The organism is Lewinella sp. W8, from assembly GCF_004375085.3.
Taxonomy (GTDB): Bacteria; Bacteroidota; Bacteroidia; order Chitinophagales; family Saprospiraceae; genus Neolewinella.
This window is the reverse complement of sequence record NZ_SNAQ03000023.1, coordinates 15694-33532: the sequence shown is the minus strand read 5'-3', so window position 1 is coordinate 33532 and position 17839 is coordinate 15694. Positions and strand designations below refer to the sequence as shown.

The 17839-nt window shown below is 53.3% G+C and carries 17 protein-coding genes; 12 read left to right on the top strand and 5 right to left on the bottom strand.

Translation table 11 applies throughout. The features are described 5' to 3' along the window. Positions 1–31: 31 nt before the first annotated feature. A complete protein-coding gene (locus E1J53_RS20955; protein WP_134274416.1) occupies positions 32–658 on the top strand; it encodes a pyridoxamine 5'-phosphate oxidase family protein in 627 nt (208 codons plus the stop codon). A 3-nt stretch (positions 659–661) separates the two neighbouring features. Here E1J53_RS20955 and E1J53_RS20950 read toward each other — a convergent pair whose 3' ends face one another. The 4 genes from E1J53_RS20950 to E1J53_RS20935 form a co-directional block, all read right to left on the bottom strand. After that, positions 662–1366, bottom strand: a complete 705-nt coding sequence (locus E1J53_RS20950; protein WP_173021586.1) for an ATP-binding cassette domain-containing protein — start codon at positions 1364–1366, stop codon at positions 662–664. Next, positions 1363–1767: a hypothetical protein gene (locus E1J53_RS20945; RefSeq protein ID WP_134274418.1), complete on the bottom strand. Its 405-nt coding sequence runs from the start codon at positions 1765–1767 to the stop codon at positions 1363–1365. Before E1J53_RS20945 ends, E1J53_RS20950 begins: the two co-directional genes overlap by 4 nt. Positions 1768–2361: 594 nt before the next feature. Further along, positions 2362–3561, bottom strand: coding sequence for an alpha/beta hydrolase (locus tag E1J53_RS20940; RefSeq protein ID WP_134274419.1), 1200 nt, complete (start codon positions 3559–3561; stop codon positions 2362–2364). Between the two features lie 140 nt (positions 3562–3701). Beyond that, complete coding sequence (locus E1J53_RS20935) at positions 3702–6584, bottom strand: glycosyl hydrolase (RefSeq protein WP_134274420.1); 2883 nt, start codon at positions 6582–6584, stop codon at positions 3702–3704. Between the two features lie 347 nt (positions 6585–6931). Here E1J53_RS20935 and E1J53_RS20930 point away from each other — a divergent pair, with 347 nt between their 5' ends. The 11 genes from E1J53_RS20930 (at position 6932) to E1J53_RS20880 (ending at position 17552) form a co-directional block, all read left to right on the top strand. Then, positions 6932–7810: a hypothetical protein gene (locus E1J53_RS20930; protein WP_134274421.1), complete on the top strand. Its 879-nt coding sequence runs from the start codon at positions 6932–6934 to the stop codon at positions 7808–7810. Positions 7811–7852: 42 nt separating this feature from the next. Beyond that, positions 7853–8836 carry a fasciclin domain-containing protein gene (locus tag E1J53_RS20925; RefSeq protein WP_134274422.1) on the top strand — a complete coding sequence of 328 codons (984 nt, stop codon included), beginning with the start codon at positions 7853–7855 and terminating at the stop codon, positions 8834–8836. A 245-nt stretch (positions 8837–9081) separates the two neighbouring features. Continuing rightward, the gene (locus E1J53_RS20920; protein WP_134274423.1) at positions 9082–10005 is read left to right on the top strand and encodes a hypothetical protein; all 924 of its coding nucleotides are present in this window, start codon (positions 9082–9084) and stop codon (positions 10003–10005) included. Positions 10006–10019: 14 nt separating this feature from the next. Continuing rightward, complete coding sequence (locus tag E1J53_RS20915; protein ID WP_134274424.1) at positions 10020–10364, top strand: hypothetical protein; 345 nt, start codon at positions 10020–10022, stop codon at positions 10362–10364. Next, entirely contained in the window at positions 10361–11017 is a 657-nt protein-coding gene (locus tag E1J53_RS20910) for an ATP-binding cassette domain-containing protein (RefSeq protein WP_134274425.1), read from the top strand. Before E1J53_RS20915 ends, E1J53_RS20910 begins: the two co-directional genes overlap by 4 nt. Positions 11018–11439: 422 nt before the next feature. Then, positions 11440–14415: a SpvB/TcaC N-terminal domain-containing protein gene (locus E1J53_RS20905; RefSeq protein ID WP_134274426.1), complete on the top strand. Its 2976-nt coding sequence runs from the start codon at positions 11440–11442 to the stop codon at positions 14413–14415. An 18-nt stretch (positions 14416–14433) separates the two neighbouring features. Then, positions 14434–14904, top strand: a complete 471-nt coding sequence (locus tag E1J53_RS20900; RefSeq protein ID WP_134274427.1) for a hypothetical protein — start codon at positions 14434–14436, stop codon at positions 14902–14904. Between the two features lie 93 nt (positions 14905–14997). Beyond that, positions 14998–15429: a cytidine deaminase gene (locus E1J53_RS20895; protein ID WP_134274428.1), complete on the top strand. Its 432-nt coding sequence runs from the start codon at positions 14998–15000 to the stop codon at positions 15427–15429. Between the two features lie 47 nt (positions 15430–15476). Next, on the top strand, positions 15477–16013 hold the full coding sequence (locus tag E1J53_RS20890) for a hypothetical protein (RefSeq protein ID WP_134274429.1): 537 nt from the start codon (positions 15477–15479) through the stop codon (positions 16011–16013). 406 nt (positions 16014–16419) lie between these two features. Then, positions 16420–17169, top strand: coding sequence for a PEGA domain-containing protein (locus tag E1J53_RS20885; protein ID WP_134274430.1), 750 nt, complete (start codon positions 16420–16422; stop codon positions 17167–17169). 2 nt (positions 17170–17171) lie between these two features. Next, positions 17172–17552: a hypothetical protein gene (locus E1J53_RS20880; protein WP_134274431.1), complete on the top strand. Its 381-nt coding sequence runs from the start codon at positions 17172–17174 to the stop codon at positions 17550–17552. Between the two features lie 35 nt (positions 17553–17587). Here the strand turns inward: E1J53_RS20880 and E1J53_RS20875 are convergent, their stop codons facing one another. Further along, complete coding sequence (locus tag E1J53_RS20875; RefSeq protein WP_368671768.1) at positions 17588–17815, bottom strand: serine hydrolase; 228 nt, start codon at positions 17813–17815, stop codon at positions 17588–17590. Positions 17816–17839: the final 24 nt, after the last annotated feature.

The following is a 17839-nucleotide window of genomic DNA, read 5'->3' as shown; positions in this document are numbered from 1 at the left end:
GCCTTAGCTTTGACGCAGCAAAATTAGCTGTATGGCCACCACCGACCGACTCCGCCCCTCCCGCTACCCGAAGCGGGCGCACTACGATGCCGAAACCATCTATCCGATTCTCGACGAAGCGCTCTTTTGTACCATGAGTTTTGTCTGGGAGGGTCGGGTACGCAGTATTCCCCAATCGATCGTTAGGGTGGGGGACAGCGTCTACTTTCACGCCTCGGTGGGCAGCCACTTCTTCCGCAGCCTGGCCCAATTGGATGAGGTATGCATTACGGTGACCCTGGCGGACGATATCGTGGTGGCCAAAACGGCCTTCAACCATTCCATCAACTACCGCTCGGTGGTGCTTTACGGGAAACCGACCGTGATTGAGGACCAGGAATTGAAGTACGAAGCCTTCAAGCAACTGACAGAAAAAATGGTACCCGGTTCCTGGGATTACCTGATCCCAATGACCCAAAAACAAATGGACAAGACGATGGCCATCGGCGTGCCGATTACCGAAGCTTCGGCAAAGGTTCGGCAGGGACCACCGACCTTCGTCGAAGCGGAAGCGGACCACCAAATCTGGACGGGACTGATCCCCATCGCGCCGCAGCGGGGAGCGGCCGTTACCGGGCCGGATGCGGGCGATATTCCGCTGCCGGACCACCTCAAATAAAGGTCAACGGTCGCGTGGTGCGGGTAGGTACCCCCCTTCCCGCAACGCCCGTTCTCCCGCTACCGGATGTATGCTTCCGTCTTTAAGAAGGAAGTTGCGGTCCGCAATCCGCAGCACGTGCCGGTAGTAATGGTCGGTCAGCAGAATGCCCTTGGATTTCTTTAGTTCGGTGAGCCGTTCTTCGATCAGTTCTGCGTACTGCGGATCAATCATGGAGAAGGGTTCATCGAGCAGCAAGAAGGGGTGGGGTAGGTGCGCCACCAGCAAAATTTCTACGTACTTCCGCTGACCGACGGACAGCTCTGCGGGGGTGCGATTTTCGATCTGCGAGACCGTCGGGGCGTAGAAGATGCTGTCCAGCGTTTCCTCATCCTGGAAATAGAGCGGTACGATGTTCCGAATGCGCATCCTGGCGGGCAGAAACTTGTGCTGGGGCAGATAGGCGACCCACTGATCGGGGATGACGCGTTTCGGGGCGATCATTTTCTCGTCCATCGTCAGACGGAGGGCGTCGGAGCGTGTAGCGGAGCGGAATCCTCGATTTGATCGGGACAGGGTGCCAAAGATCATCCTGAGGAGCGTAGATTTTCCGCTTCCATTTCTCCCAAAGAGGCCCACGATCTCTCCGCGTGATACCTCCAGGGACAAATCAGAAAATACCCATTTTTTCCCGAAAGACTTGGTGGCGTTCCTGATGGACAGTTTCATGAGAACAGCTTGCTGATGATGGCGAACGCGCCAAGCGCGATGACGACCACGATGAGGTTGAAGACCCATACCCGCGCCATCAATGCTCCTTTGGTGTAACCCAGGTTCCGGTAGAAATAATACTCGGCTTCCCGGAAATAGCCGTACCCCAGGAAGCCAACGCCCGTACCGAAGGAAGCAAAGGTGAGCAGCGACCACACCGGACCGGCGTAAAGCCCCACGAGGATGGAAAATCCCAGATTAAACAAGGTGGTATCAAGGTAGTATTTCCAAATGGCCGGCATATCAATCGGGGAGTGCTCTTTCCTATTGACGCCGCCTTGCCGTCCCTTGTGTTTTAAGGAAAGGTTAAAGTGGAGCAATTCATCCCGGATGATGGCACCCGGGAATGATCTGGGCACCTGCTCCGCCATAATTCAACTACTCCACCGTAAACCGAAAAACTCCCTAAGGACTCCTGTTTCAGTGTTGGCCGCGCTGATTGCTTTGCTTTACGACCGGCCTGCGCTTGCCCGACCATGCCCACCACGGGCGGGGAGTAAGCTTCTTCCAGGGGGGGGGCTTTGGACTGGACCTTAATCTTTGCCATTACGACCGGCTTGCGGAGCAAGCCTATTCCGGTGGATTTCGTTCAGCCTTCTTTGCCTCAGCCCAACGATCGGCTTGCACTTGCCGACCATGCCCACCACGGGCGGGGAGCAAGCCTATTCCGGTGGATTTCGTTCAGCCTTCTTTGCCTCAGCCCAACGATCGGCTTTCACTTGCCGACCATGCCCACCACGGGCGGGGAGCAAGCCTATTCCGGTGGTTTTCGTTCAGCCTTCTCTTTTGCCTCAGACCAACGATCGGCCTGCGCTCGCCCGACCATGCACACCACGGGCGGGAAGCAAGCTTTTTCCGGTGGTTTTCGGTCAGGGTAATCAATGGTGGACTTCACCCCAACTGAATACCGGATTTTGGGACTCACCCCGCACCGGGGAAGCCCCGCCACTCCCTTACTTCAGCTTCGCCAGTCGTTCCTCGATGTCCTGCACGTTGGCGGCGTAAACCTCCTGGTCCATGTCCTCTTTCTGGCGTTTGAGTAGGCTGAGACAGGTGCCGAAGCCTTTGCGGGCAGCCCCGATTTTCCCCATGCTCGCCAGCAGCATAGCGTGTTCTTTGGTCAGCCGAAAATTGTCTGGATACTGCCCGAGCGACCATTCCATCAGGGCCACCGCCTGCTCGGTATGTTCCAAGCGCTCCAGCTCCCTGGATACCGATCGGAGATAGCGATCGGAGGGCAGGTCCGCAAAACCATACTTCGATTTATTCTTAGCGTAGAAGGCATCGAGTCGTTCCTTAAGGGGCGTGCTCCCGTCCCGGGCAAAGTCGACGATGTTTTTCATGTCCGCCCGAAAGGCCCGGGTCTGCCGCAGGGCGCCGTCCAGCACGGAGGGGCCGACGACGGACCAGTGGTCCAGTCCCTCGAAAATCGTTTTTTCCCAGTACAGGCCGTGATCGGGCTGGGACTGCAACAGGGCATCGATGCGTTTGACCGCTCCGCCGAACAGCTCCTCCCGCTCCCCGACGGTGCCGGCCGAGCAGTACAGAAATTTATGGAGGGGCTTTCCCTGCGCCAGCCGATCGGTGGCATCGGGCAGGATGTTGTTGTTTCCCGGCCGCAGGGCCGGGCTGATGGCCACGTAGCCATCAAATAAGTCCGCGGCCTTCCCAAAAAGGGTATGCAACACGAACAGCCCCCCGCTTGAATGACCAATGATGGATCGATATTCCTGCCGGTCGGGATACAGAGAGTCGATTAGTGGAAAGACTTCATCGCGGAAGTGTTGCTGCAGGGCGTCCGCCCGACCCTCCCGTTCTGCTTCGGGAGACATGGGCATCGTGAATTCCTGTCCCCGTCGCCTGGCGTGGATGCCCACCACGATGGTGGGCGTAATCTTGCGAGCGTTCACGTTATACTCCAGGGTTTTGACCACCAGGTCAATGAAGGGAGCGTAGTGACCATCGAGTACGTAGGTGACGGTGTATCTCACCTCCGGACGATTGTAGTAGTTGGGAGGAAGGTACACCGTCACCTTTCGCTCGTCGCCGAAAGCTTGTGAGGTAATGGTGTGCTCAATGGAAAGTGGCTGGGTATCCTGGGCCCGCACGGGTGTCAGGCCCATCAGGAGAAAAAAGGCAATTACTAGTCTCATATCCTTAGGGACGTAAGTTTTCGGAGAACGTTGCCTCTAAAAGCAATCTGCCCCGCCGGAATTGTCCGACGGGGCAGATTTTAGAGTTGGCCTGGATAATTAAGCCTGTATCCTCAATCCTCAGGCTTATAGCCTCATGCTCACTTCACCTCCAGCATGGTTTTGGCCTCCTGGTCGCCGACGCTGAGTTTGAGGGTGTATTTGCCGGCCCGGAGGTAGTAGGCACCATTGTCGGCGGCCTTGACGTCAACGGGGTCCTCGTCTTCTTTTTTATCCTTGTTGAGGAGGGCGGTGTAGGCCGCCACCTTATCGGCGGCGACGGAGAGGTCGTAGCTGAGGGTGCCGAAGCCCTCCGCCAGCTCTACTTCCATACTTTGCAGGGTGGTGCCGTCGTCGGCCATCACCTCCAGCATTCCCTTGCCGGCTACCGGGGAATAGACCGCTACGTCCCGTTTTGGGCTGGTGTCATCGCTGTACCAGCTACTGGCACCGTAACGGGAGGAATAACGGGCCGGAGCCACTTTACCCATCGTCAGCGACGGTGACGCCTGACCGGCAATTTGTTGCAGCAGGGTGACGTCGGTGCGGTAGATGGACCGACCGTGGGTGCCGATGACGAGGTCTTTGGCCGTCGTCTGCACTACGAGATCATGGACGGCCACGTTGGGCAGATCCAACGGTCCGGCGGAGAAACTCTTGCCGCCATCCATGCTGACGTAGAGGCCGTGGTCGGTTCCTACGTACAGCAGCTCGGGGTTGGCCGGGTCCTCCAGAATGACGTTGACCGGTTCGGCGGGGAGGTCCATCCCGATGCGTTCCCAGGTTCCGCCCTGGTCTTCACTTCGGTAGACGTAGCTGTTGAAGTCGTCGTAGCGGTAGCCGTTCAGGGTCAGATAGACCACGTTTTCGTCGTGGTGACTGGCCTCCACGCGGCTTACCCAGAGGTCTTTGGGTAGGCCGTTGTTGAGCTTGACCCAGTTGGCGCCGCCGTCAGTGGTGCGGTGCACCAGGCCGTCGTCGCTGCCGACGTACAGCAGCCCGAAGCGGAGCGGACTTTCGTCGATCGTCGTCAGGGTGCCGTAGGCCACGTCTCCCTTCTTGCCGCCCTGGGTGAGGTCGGGGCTGATGATCTCGAACTTGTCGCCCCGGTTGAAGCTGCGGTGCAGGAAGTTGCTGCCCATGTAGAAGAGTTCGGGCACGTGCTTACTGACCAGGATGGGGGATTGCCAGTTCCAGCGGTAGGGGCGCTCCCCGAGTTCGTGCTTGGGGGTGATGAACTTGCGTTCTCCCGTTTTGGGATTCACCCGGGCGTAGTTGCCGAATTGCAGACCGACGTAAACGGTTTCGTTGTCGCGGGGGTCCACTTCCACCTGCATGCCGTCACCACCGAAGAGGCGTTCGTAGGGGTACTGCCCGCCACCGTGCCAGCCGCGTCCGGGGCGGTAGTTGCCCGGTCCGCGCCAGGTGCCGTTGTCCTGCAGGCCGCCGTATACGCGGTAGCCATCGGGGTGGTCGTCTACGGCAATGGCGTAGAATTGCCCCACGGAGGGCATGTTGGCCTTGAACCAGTTTTCTCCGCCGTCGTAGCTGATGTTCACCCCGCCGTCATTGCCGTTGATGAGGTGATCCGGCCGGTCGGGGTTGATCCACAGCACGTGGTGGTCACTGTGTACGTTGTCGCCGTTGGCGCCACTCCAGGTTTTCCCGCCGTCGGTAGACTTGACCATGGGGACGCCCAGGGCGTAGATGGTGGACGGATCTTCCGGATGCACGGTGAGGAATCCGAAGTAATAGCCGTAGCTGAAGTAGATGCCGTCGAGGTAGTCCTCGTGGGTGCGCGTCCACTTACGGCCGTCGTTGGTGGTGTGGTAAAGTTCGAAACCCTTCACCGGCGTGTCGAACAGCAGGGAATTGGCGTCTTCCAGGTATTCTACGAGTTGGACGGGGCGCAGTTCTCCGTCGGCCACCCGTTTTTTGAGGGCGCTCGGCTTCAGGTCACGGGGGAAGCCGTTGCTGCGCAGGAAGCTGCCGAGCTCCTTATCGTCGACGTCGGCGAAAGCCGCGGCACTCATGTTGCGCAGGGCGTCCTTGGTGAGGCCGTCTTCCTCCTCGTCAGTTTTATCGCGGCGGAAATAATTGTCGATACTGGCGTACAGGTGGCGGTTGCCGCGGTCGTCGTAGCTGACGGCCAGACCGATGCGGCCGGCGCCCTCTCCGGTGGGGAAACCGTCACCACCCGTCGTGATCAGCTTCCAGCTGTCGCCTCCGTCCTTACTGTGGTAGATGCCGGAGCCGGGACCAGACTCCAGGAAGTCCCAGGCCCACCGCTGCCGCTGCCAGGTGGCGGCGAAGAGTTCGTTGGGATTGCGGGGGTCCTGCACGAGTTCCACGGCTCCCGTCTGGTCGTCTACGAACAGCGTTTTGGACCAGCTCTTGCCGCCGTCGGTAGTTTTATAGATGCCCCGCTCGAGGTTGCGGCCGTAGAGGTGTCCGAGGGCGGCCACCCAAACGGTGTTGGGGTCTTTGGCGTCCACGATTACGCGACCGATGTGGTGGGTGTCGTCCAGCCCCAGGTGCATCCAGGTTTTTCCACCGTCGGTACTCTTGTACATTCCGTTACCGGCGTAACTGGAGCGACTGGAGTTGACTTCACCGGAGCCCAGGTAGATGGTGCCACTGGGCCAGTGCACGTCAATGGCGCCGATGGTCATCACGGCTTCCCGTTCGAAAAGGGGAGAGAAGGTGATGCCGTTGTCGTGGGTTTCCCAGAGGCCACCACTGGCGTAGGCGGCATAAAAGTGAGTGGGGTCATTAGGATCCACGGCCAGATCCGTTACCCGTCCGCTCATGATGGTGGGGCCGATGTTGACGGCCTCCAGGCCGGCGGTGGGGCTGTTCTTTTCCAGGGCCAGTCGCTGCTGGTATCCCGCGTCGCGATCCGCCACCGAGGTGCTTTTTTGGGCGAGGACGCAGGTGCCGGAAAATAACAGGAGGAGCAAAGAAAGTAGGAAGTTGTATCTCATGAATGTGTGCTTGGTCAGGAAAGAAACGGGAAGATAGGTGATGTTGGAGATTTGACGTTTGACGTATGGCGTTTGATTTTTGATGTAGAGGAGAGTACGCTTCTCTGAATAGTGTTGACGGCGGGAGTTGGAATTTTGTGCATTCGGGGAAATACGGTCACCGTGTCAGAAGCAAAGCAGTTGAAACGCGCGGAAAAAATTAGGCAATTGTGAAACCGGAAGCCTCGCTTACCTCGTAAGTAGAAGTGTAATTCATTCACCCCCTTTTTTACTGCAGAGGATTGCACTTGCCGGGCCCTTAAGCCCATCGCGCAAGCAGAACACCCTTTGCCCAAATGCAAACTATTATGAATTTCTTCCGACTTCCAATTGTTTTTTTATTACTGCTTTGGGGCATAAATATGCAGGCCCAAAGCTTACTAAGTGGCTTCATGAACGGTAAGGGAAAAGGCACGATCGCCCTTTCTTACACCGCTGAAAGCTACGACAACGTGTTTTTGGTGCCCACCGATGCCGAAGGTGTACCCGTATTTAATGAGGTTGACGTCAACAGCGTTTCCATATTTGGTACTTACGGACTGAGTGACCGCTGGGACGTAGTGGCGGCGCTGCCCCACATCAGCACTACGGGCAACGCTTCGCAGGGCGTACTCGATGAGCTGGGCTTCGAAAATAGCCGCAGTGGCGTCCAGGACCTGTCCGTTTTCCTGCGCTACAACCCCGTGAGTTTCGCCGTAGGTGAAAACGACCTGCACTTCATGCTGGGCGGTGGTATCAGCGCGCCAATTGGCGATTATGCGGTTGACGAAGGCTTGCAGTCCATCCTGGCGATTGGTAACCGGGCCACGAGTGTCACTGGTTTAGCCATGGCGCAATTCCGTATGCCCTCGGGGGTATTTCTGACCACCCAGGCTGGCTACAGCTTGCGCAGCAACGATGTACCCAATGCCGTCCTGGGAGAAATCCGGGCGGGCTACGCCGGCAGCAAGTTTTACGTGGATGCTTGGTACGCTGGTCAGGTTTCGACCAGTGGTGTAAATATTTTGGGTGAGGGCTTTACGGGCTTTTTCCCGGCTACTGACGTCAGTTTTTCCCGGGCGGGCGTCACGCTCTTTGCTCCGGTAGGTGGAGGATTCGGCCTGTCGGCCAGCGCCAGCCGGTACCTCAACGGCAGAAACGTAGGGCAATCAACCGGGTTCTCCGGCGCCGTAACCTACAGTTTCTAAGCCCCGCTCCACCAAATCTTTAACCAATACAATTAGACAAGAATGTCAATCAATAAATTTTTTGCTGCGGCCATTACGGCCCTCGTGCTCTTTAGTTTTTCAAGCTGTGAAAAGGACGAACCCGCCCGACCGACCATTGCGGCCATCGCGGTTACCAATGCGGATTTCAGCCAACTGGAAGCTGCCGCCGTTCAGGGTGGGGTAGCCGTCACACTCTCTAACCCAAACCCCAATGACCTTACAAGTGATTTCACGGTTTTTGCCCCCAACAACGCGGCCTTTGGCCGATTGGGGTTGGTCGCGGAAGGTGATTTTGCGGTCCTCAACAAAAGCTTTTTGACCAATACCCTGCTCTACCACGTTTCCAACGGCAACCTTCCTGGCGCCGAGGTTGGAGAAGGCATGGTGTCCGGCTCCCTGTTGGGCCCTGATCGCCGCTTCATCAATCGTGATGGAGACCTGTACATCAACGGTTCCCAGATCCTGGCAACCGACGTGCAGGCCGAAAACGGTACGGTGCACGTCATTGACAAGGTCCTCCTGGCTACCGGCGTTGATATTGTGCAGTCCGCCATCGCCCTGGCCAGTTCGGAGGTTTTCCGGACGCCCGAGCTTACCTTCCTGGTGGAAGCCGTGGTCTACGCCGAATTGGCGGGGGCTTTGACCGCCGCGGAGGGTAGTCCGTCCTTTACGGTATTCGCGCCTTCGGATGCCGCCTTCCGCCAGTTGGGCGAAGACCTGGGCGTGTCCCTCGAACAGCCCGAAGACATCCGTAAGCTGCCCAAGGAAACCGTGGCCGCGGTGCTGCTCAACCACGTCATCGCCGATGGCGGTAAGTTTACTTCAGAGATGAACCAGGGGACGATCACTCCGCTGGGAGAAAGCCCACTCAGCGTGGGCGCCTTCAACAACGGCGTACTTACGGTGCAAGGTAATAACAACAGCCAGGTGGCTAACATGCTTATCCCAGACGTACAAACGGTGAATGGGGTGGTCCACATGATTGACCGGGTGCTGCTGCCGTAACCGACAATGATAATATCATCTCCCAGGAATGCGAAACCGTAAGGTTCGATCCCCCTGGAGATTGCAAGCCCGACAAACTCGGACCTACGGGTCCGAATTTGTCGGGCTTGCTTATTTTGGGGATATGCGTTTTGTAGTCCAGTCGGGTGTCTGATAAATATTATCCAACCTGGCCGTTAAGGGGATGGGCTGGCACCTGCGCTTGCGCCAAAATTGCGTTATCCCTCTACACCAAACCCGTTTCCATGAAATTCTGGCGTGCGCTCCTCATTTTTACCCTGGGCTGCATCTCCGTGGGCCTGAGCGTGACCCTGGGCACCGACTACCTGCAACGCCACGACCCCGCTACCGCCCGGTTACGCGCCGAGATGGCGGAGGTGCTGCTGGAGCAGCAATTTGAGCAATATGCAGTAGAAGTAGTCCGTGCGGAACGGTTACTGGAGGATAAGGCAAAGGAACAGTTCAGGTTTATTCTTGGGTTTAACGCCGAGCTTGAACGGGGTTTTGCGTCGGTGGAGGAGTTATTGACTGACTTTTCTCCGGAGAAATATTTGCCAGTGCGAGGACAGGAGGTACTGCGTACGGCCCTGACGGAAAGTCGGTGGCAACAAAGCCGGTGGCGGGAGAATTATCAAGCCCTGTTGTTGGGGAAACAGGAGTTAGTTGGATTCCGCCCCGCCGATGTAATCGCTCATCTTCACATGCTGGACCGAGAAGTTTACGCACTGGAAACCATTGCGGAATTACCCGAATTTCGGGCCGAAAGCCGGGAGGCTTACCGCTACGCCAGGGCACAAATACTTTCGCTTTTACTACACAACCAGATGCGGCTTTTTTCTGCGTTGAATTCAATTTATACCGTCCGACAAATATGTGGATGGGATTACAACTTGCCCGTGATTGCGAATATTCCCAGGGACGTACGTCCGGGAGATTCTCTCCACCTATCCATGCAGCTCGCCTACTTTTCGGACAATTACGGGCCGGATCGTGCCTGGGTCGTAATTAACGGGGATACACTGGCGACCAAGGAAAACGGCGAGGTGGAGTATCGGGGAATTGCGCCCGCAGATATTGCGCGGGGAATTCATATTGAAACCCTGGTGGCGAACCCCCTGACGGGAGAGGTGAGGTCTACGGAACTGCGGCATCTGCTGGATAAAGAATAACGTGAGCCGACGTTATGAGTGACCAAATTGGATGGAGCTTCCAACTGATGAAAAGCAAAATGAAAACAGTACAGTTGTTCTTCACCTTTTACCAATCCTGCGTGCTGGTGGGCGTATTGATTAATGGCGCCTGTACGATCATTCTATCCACCTGGGGGATCGCGACGTTCAAGTACCTGTTTTGGTTTAAGGTGATTACCCTATTATTGACCTACTATTTCGTCAGCGAGATTAAAGCCAAGGAATTCATTTACTACAAAAACCTTGGTGTATCTAAACGGCTACTCTGGACGGTCGCAGCATTCGTGGAGGTTGTCCTTTTTGCGGCCACGATCATGATTACCTTCACTCTGAGATGAAGCACGTACTGGAAGTTGACGGGGTAATGCTGGCGTTCGATAATGAGCCGGTGCTACGGGATGTTTACCTGAAATCAGCGACGGGTAGGATCACGGGAGTATTGGGGAGGAACGGCACGGGTAAGTCCAGCCTCTTCAGAGTAATATTTGGTGAGTTAGTCGCCAGTTCGCAATCCGTACGGCTCAACGGTACGGCTTACGGTACTTCCCGACGCTCTCCGCAAGATATCATGTATTTGCCGCAGCACAATTTTGCCCCCCGGCACCTGAGGATCAGGAGAGTTTTTGATGATTTTGAAGTTGAGCTTTCGGATCTGTTCCATCATTTTCCCGAGTTCACCCCGTACCGAAACGCTCGGATGTCCGCGCTTTCATCGGGGCAAAGACGCATCGTGGAGGCTTTCGTGGTGCTCACTTCGAAAACGAAGTTTTGTATCCTGGACGAGCCGTTCTCTCAGCTTATGCCAATTCACGTCGAAGAATTAAAGAAGGTAATCCGACGGGAGCGAACCAACAAGGGGATTATCCTTTCGGACCATATGTATCGGGATATCGTTGACCTATCGGATGAATTGTACCTAATCCAGGGGGGGAAGGTTCATCTGATCAAAGGGGAGGATGATTTGGAAAGATTGGGGTATTTGCGGTCTTGAGCCTAAGGTTCTTCCTCAGGTATTAGACAATTGGACGAGGTTGAGTCAGTGATTAGGCGGAGACTCAAAGGAGCGTTGGACCGTAAGGTCATTGTTGAGCGTATGGGCTAGGTGTGGAGCTTCTATTGATCGTAACGTAAGTTCGACAAGAGGAGCGAGAAGACTGTAGGATTTTGACATCTATTGGCAACACCACGTAAGATGGGCCCCGCGATTAAATTGATCTGAATAGTGACGAAAAAGAATTTTTACGCTGATCGAAGTCAATAGTAGGATTAATTCGAATAAGTAAATTTCAATTCCAACATACATTTTGCAATTAGCTTGCCCACAGGGGAGTAGGTTACGCTCGTTGATTCATTCCCAATAATGGTGATTGGGGATGCTAATTGCATTTAACATGGATTTCAAGCCCAATCATAATGGAAAGCAGTTCACCATTAGGGAGTAGTCAGCAGACGGACCGCCACCAAGGGATGGCTTCCTCTTTTGTGGGGGATGGGCAACAGCAACCCAAAATCTCACTTCCTAAGGGAGGTGGTGCCATTCAGGGCGTGGGAGAAAAATTCCGGGTTAACCCGGTTACCGGAACTGGACAACTGACCGTTCCCCTTGCGATCAGTCCGGGCCGAGCGGGATTTACGCCTGAGTTGTCGCTGTCTTACGATTCCGGCACGGGCAACTCCGTCTTTGGGCTGGGCTGGAGTATCGGCTTGCCCTCCGTTGCCAGAAAAACGCAGAAGGGGCTGCCCCGCTACCAGGACGAAGAAGAAAGCGATGTTTTTCTGCTTTCGGGAGCGGAGGATTTGGTGCCCGTGCTCGAAGACGAAGCACCGCTGCCAGTAGTAGATGGCTATACCGTGAAGCGTTATCGCCCCCGTATCGAGGGGTTGTTCGCCCGCATCGAAAAATGGACCGCAGCCGAGGGTACTACCTTTTGGCGATCCATCAGTAAGGAGAATGTCACGACGGTCTACGGACGAAGTGCCTCCGCGCGTATTGCGAGCCCGGAAGATGAAACCAAAGTCTTCGAGTGGTTAATGGAGTACTGCTACGATGACAAGGGCAACGTGATGTATTACCGGTATAAACCGGAAGATCAGAAGAAAGTAGACACTACCCTTGGACACGAAAAAAACCGATCGGCACCGACCAACCGCTATCTCAAGCGAGTCTACTACGGGAATAAAGTTCCCTACCTAAATGAGGGACTCACGGCGGAGCCTCCCACTCATAACGAATGGAATAAACCAAATTCTTGGTTGTTCGAATTGGTCTTCGACTATGGCGAGCATCTCTCTGGTGAGGAGTCCAATGCGGAAGAAGCCCCTACTTACGAGGAGCAGCAACCTTGGTCGTGCCGCCCCGATCCCTTCTCGAGCTTCCGCTCGGGCTTCGATATTCGCACCTATCGGCTTTGCCGGCGGGTGTTAATGTACCATCACTTTGAGAAAGAATTGGACGCGAAGGATTATTTGGTTCGCTCTACTGATTTAAAATACGATCAGAATGAGATGGCAACTAAACTCATTGCTGTGACTCATACGAGCTATCGCAAAAAGGGTGAAACCTATGAAAAAGCTGATTTTCCGCCCCTAAAATTTACCTATTCAAAAGCGGAGACCAGGACAAAGCCTCCTCTACTCCCTTTAACAATAGAGGATATCAAAACGGATTATCCTGTAGGTAAACTGATCAATCAAAATGAAGCCCAGTTTGTCGATTATGATGGCAATGGTGTATCAGATATCCTGCTAAAGAAAAACGGAGGTTGGTATTGGGCAGAGAACAAAGGGAATGGCCAATTCGCCAAATTAGCAACAGTACCAGATCTGCCCTCTCTGGCTAACCCACAACGTACGGCAGGACAGTTAGTAGATATAGATGGAGACGGTCAACTAGAATACGAAGTACACTCACCACAAGTAAAGGGTTATTTTGCCAGAACTGAAGAAGGACGCTGGAATAAATTACGACACTTTGATCATCAGCCGAATATCAACTTTCAGGCACCCGACCTTCGAAGAATTGATTTAACTGGTGACGGTATCCCGGACTTACTCATCACGGAGCAGGATCACCTGGTATATTATCCTTCAGAAGGTAAAGTTGGCTACGGGGCGGCACAGCGCATAGCCAAAGCCCTGGATGAAACCAAAGGACCCCAGATCGTTTTTAGCAATCCTGAACAATCCATTTATCTGGCAGATATGACCGGTGATGGGCTAACCGATATCGTTCGCATTCGAAAAGACAATATCTGCTACTGGGCAAATATGGGCTATGCCCGTTTTAGCCCAAAGGTTGAAATGGAAAACTGTCCCAAATTTGATACCAACGATCAGTTTAACCAACGTTACATCAAGCTAGCCGATATTGATGGTTCTGGCACTACTGACATTATTTATCTCGGTGGAGAACAAATACAGTTTTGGCACAACGAAGCGGGTAATAGCTGGCGCGATCCAGTACCGATAAATATACCTCTGCCGATAGATAGCCTTACCACTGTCCAGGTCATTGATTTCCTGGCAAAAGGAACTGCCCAGCTGGTGTGGTCTTCACCGGTGCCTTCACACCAGGAAAGCCCTTTGCGCTACGTAGATCTGATGCCCGAAAAGCCCCACCTGCTAATCGGCATTCATAATAACCGGGGGGCGGAGATCCGCCTGACTTACCAGCCTTCTACCGACTTTTATTTAGCTGACAAAGCTGCTGGAAAGCCTTGGATCACCAAGTTACCTTTCCCGGTGCTTGTACTTACCCGACAGGAGACTTATGACCACATCAGTAAAAATAGCTTCGTAACCCGCTACGCTTACCACCATGGCTATTACGACCGGGCGGAGCGAGAGTTCCGCGGTTTCGGGTTGGTGGAGCAGTGGGATACGGAAGACTTTGCAACGCTGCGTAAGGATGAAGCCTACACCCCGCCCGGTAGCAACTGGTCTGAGGTCACTGACGTCCCCCCGATCTATACCAAGACCTGGTTTCACACCGGCCATTATTACCTTCCAGACCACACCCGCACGCCCTATCGGGCGGAATACTTCCGCGAACGAGACGAGGCCGGAGAACCTACCCACGCCGATTGGCCCCTGGAAGATTCGGCCTTTCCGCCCGATCTGAGCACGGAAGAGCAACGCGAAGCCTGCCGGGCCCTGAAGGGCCAGCTTCTGCGGCAGGAGGTTTACGCGGACGACGGAACGGAAAGAGCCGGATTGCCCTACACCGTAACCAGCAACAACTACCAGCTGAAGCGGCTGCAGGCTAGAGGTGAAAATCGGCATGCGGTATTCTTTGCGGCGCCCCAGGAAAGCCTGACGTATCACTACGAGCGGGACATGGCGGACCCACGCGTGGCCCATAAATTACCAGTAAACACTCTGGGGAAATAACAAAAAAACCACAGTATTATGAAGCTAGTTGCTGCATACCTAATCACATTCTTGTTCGTATTAGTAGCCCTTCTACTATTCACTTTGAGTGGATATTCGCCCTCTTGGATCTCGGATTACAATGTAGTAATACAGTGCTGCTTTGCTGGTGGCTTTGGAGCCGTCAGTTACTGCCTCTGGGCAATATATTACCATTACTCTAGGGAACAAGATTGGGACGATGTTTGGATTCCCTGGTACCTTCTCCGACCGATACTTGGTATTATTATCGGAGGCTTCACCTACTTCTTAGTAGCAGCGGGTCTTTTTGTTTTGGAAGCTTCTCCGGATGCCGACGCTTCTTACCTCGGCATTTTTGCTTTAGCGTTTATCGCAGGATTGAATACTGATCAGTTTATCGCGAAAACGGAAGATCTGGTTTCCAATATATGGGGCATAGAACCTTCGGGCCTATCCAAAACTGTATTGAAAAAAGCACCTAAGAGGTAAGGGTAATTAAGGTTTGTACATGAGTTCACCCTAATCGTGCTTCATGCTAAATAGGAACTTCAAAAAAAAAGATAAATTTCTTCAGTAAAATAATTGAACAAACAGAATAAGCTAAACGTGATTGCCAGATCTTTGATAAAGAAAGCCCAAAACGCCACCGAAAAAGCCTTCCCGCTATCCGCAAAGCGGGAAGACTGGGAATATTTGGGTTATGTCGGAGCTGCGATTGAAACCCAATCCGGAAATGTATTCACCGGGATAAACTTAGCATTGCTTTGCGGTATCGGTTTTTGTGCTGAGCACAGCACCGCCGCCATGATTCAAGCGGGAGAAACTCAGTTGAAAAGGATGGTCGCCGTCGCCCATGATGGGAAAGTATTGCCGCCCTGTGGCCGTTGCCGAGAATTGATCTATCAGTTAAACAAAAAGAATCTGGATGCTGAGGTGATACTTGACGAAGCGGAGCGTTCGGTCTTACTTCAAACGTTGTTGCCGGAAACTTGGCAGAAGCGGATTAGAGTTTGATGCCTTCAGTAAGGTCAATATTAAATTAATCATACAAGGCTACTAAAATGGATTTCCTACAAAACCTTCTTCAAGAGAGCATTTCTTTAATTATCCTGACAGGAATCATTGGGTACATCATCTCTCGGCGAGAGACACGTTTGAAAGAACAAATTGCGGATGAATTCAAGCAACGTGACCGCTATCTCGAAGCCCAATTCGATTATAAACGACGAGCTTTAGAAGAACTGCTGGGCCCAATGGTGATGCAACTCAAGCGAAGTAAAATAGCTTTGGGGGCGTATGAGCCTAACAACGCTTACCAAGAGGCGATTTTGAAACAGTGCAATGAAACCATCCGCAAGTTGCTTTTAGATAAAGGGTACCTTATTCCTGCCAGCCACATGGAATATGCTGGGGATTTACTCAAGCATTATGATGACTGGCTGGGGACGCTTCACCAAGTCCGGGAAATAAATGATGATCAGGAAACGAAGCACGTCTTTACCTATAATTTCCCACATGATGCGGAGCGAGCTTTCGTAGCACTATATCGAGAATATCGCGATGCGCTAAACATCGAAGGTAGACTGAGCAATACCTAGAGTACCCTGGATATTAGCCAAAGAAATAAACTCACAAGGTTTAAATCAATAATGGTCTCTATTGATATATACTTACTCCTAACTGTCTCAACAGAGAAATAATCGTAGTGTTAATCTGTAAAAAGGAATACTTGATCTGTCAGACAGTGCATTTTGATTGAAAGGAAATCTTACAGCCTAAATTCCTTTTTCCTTTTCGAATCGGCCCTCTAAAAGCCCAGTAGGGCTGATTTGAAGAGGAAAAAGGAAAAGCAGTGACTGTCGCATGAGGATCGTTTCAATGTGTCCAATTTGTCGAATCGTGTAGTGGCTATTACAGTTAATCACCTACCCAATTAATTGAGCACATTGTTAGAAGGGTACGCAAATTGTATCTACCTTGCCGGTAGAACTAAAGACCCTATTAATGCTCCGTCTAATATTAATGTGCTGCTACTTAGCAGCTGGATTTTCTCTTTTTTCCCAGGCAACCGGCAAGGTAGTTTTCGAAATTACGCCGGGTAATGCCATCGTAAAAGTTGATGGAAAGACGATTTCCATCGAGAACCAAAAAGAGGTTTCTTTACCCGCAGGAACTTACCCCATTGAAGTGTGGGCGCCCAGGTTTGAAGTGTTTCCGGCGGAGGTAGTGGTAAAACCTGACGAAACCACCTACTTCAGAAAAGGTCTGACGACGCAATCGCCGAGGTATCTGGAGCACGTTGAAGCCGTACGAATTCACAACAATAAAATGTTGGCCAGGCGGATCGTGGATGTCGGGCTAGTTGGTGGTACCGTAGCCCTGGCTTATCTGGGAACCCAGGGAAACCGTAAGGAAGTGGACCGACTGGCAGATTTAATGAGCAATCGGGCGGCAGCATATCGCCTGGTGGCCGAAATCGAAGAGATCAACCAAATTCGGGAAGAATACGATTTGGCGGTAGCGGATTATCAGGATGCGGTGGAGGTACACAACAACCGTACGGTACTTTATTTGTCGGCCGCGGGGGTAATGGCGGGAGCGACCATTGTCTATTTTATCAAGAAGGGTAAGAAAACCATGAAGCGGCCAGTGTACGAACCCCAAAATCCCTTTGCGCAGGTATGGCGAAACGCAGATCCGCTCATCGCGGTAGATGCCCGGTCAACGCAATTAGGCTTTACCCTCAAATTTTAGTGATGAAAAATATTCTTTTCCTTTTACCCCTCCTATTGCTGGCCTCCTGCATTGAAGAAGAAATTCCCCGTTTGCCGCCAAACGTTTTTGCCGAGGAAGACACGGAATTCTTTACCATTTTGTCGGTGGAATTCACCACGGTAGACTTTGATGAGCGTACCGCCAGAGTGGAGTTCGAATCCATTTATAACCAGTTGTCCACTGAACTAAAGGATGAAATATCCGGGATAGTGGTCGATGGCCCCGGCATCAGCCGCGGCTTTGCGGCGGACCGCACCCACTTCGTCACCAACAATATTTTCGTGGGGACGCGAGCCTGCTATACGATTCGCTTCTCGGGAGCGTCCTCGTCGAGAACCGAGTTTTGTTTTGATGTGGAGTAGCCGGTGAGGCAATCCTGATTTACTGGTACCGGACGCTACTCCCCCAGCAGACCGTGTAGCCGCCCCACCAGCGGCATCATCCAATCTTCCCCGCTGGAGGTGAGGAGGACGAAACCGTAATCCCGGTCCGGGTAAAAGGTGTAGAAGGAGGCAAAGCCGTCCATGTCTCCGGCGTGGCCGTAGATGGTGTTGTCCCATACCTGCAGGCCGTAGCCGTAGGTGTCGCGTGGGTCTTTCCCCTTGGTTTTTTGATCATGACTGATGATCAGGGGGGCGACTTTAACTTT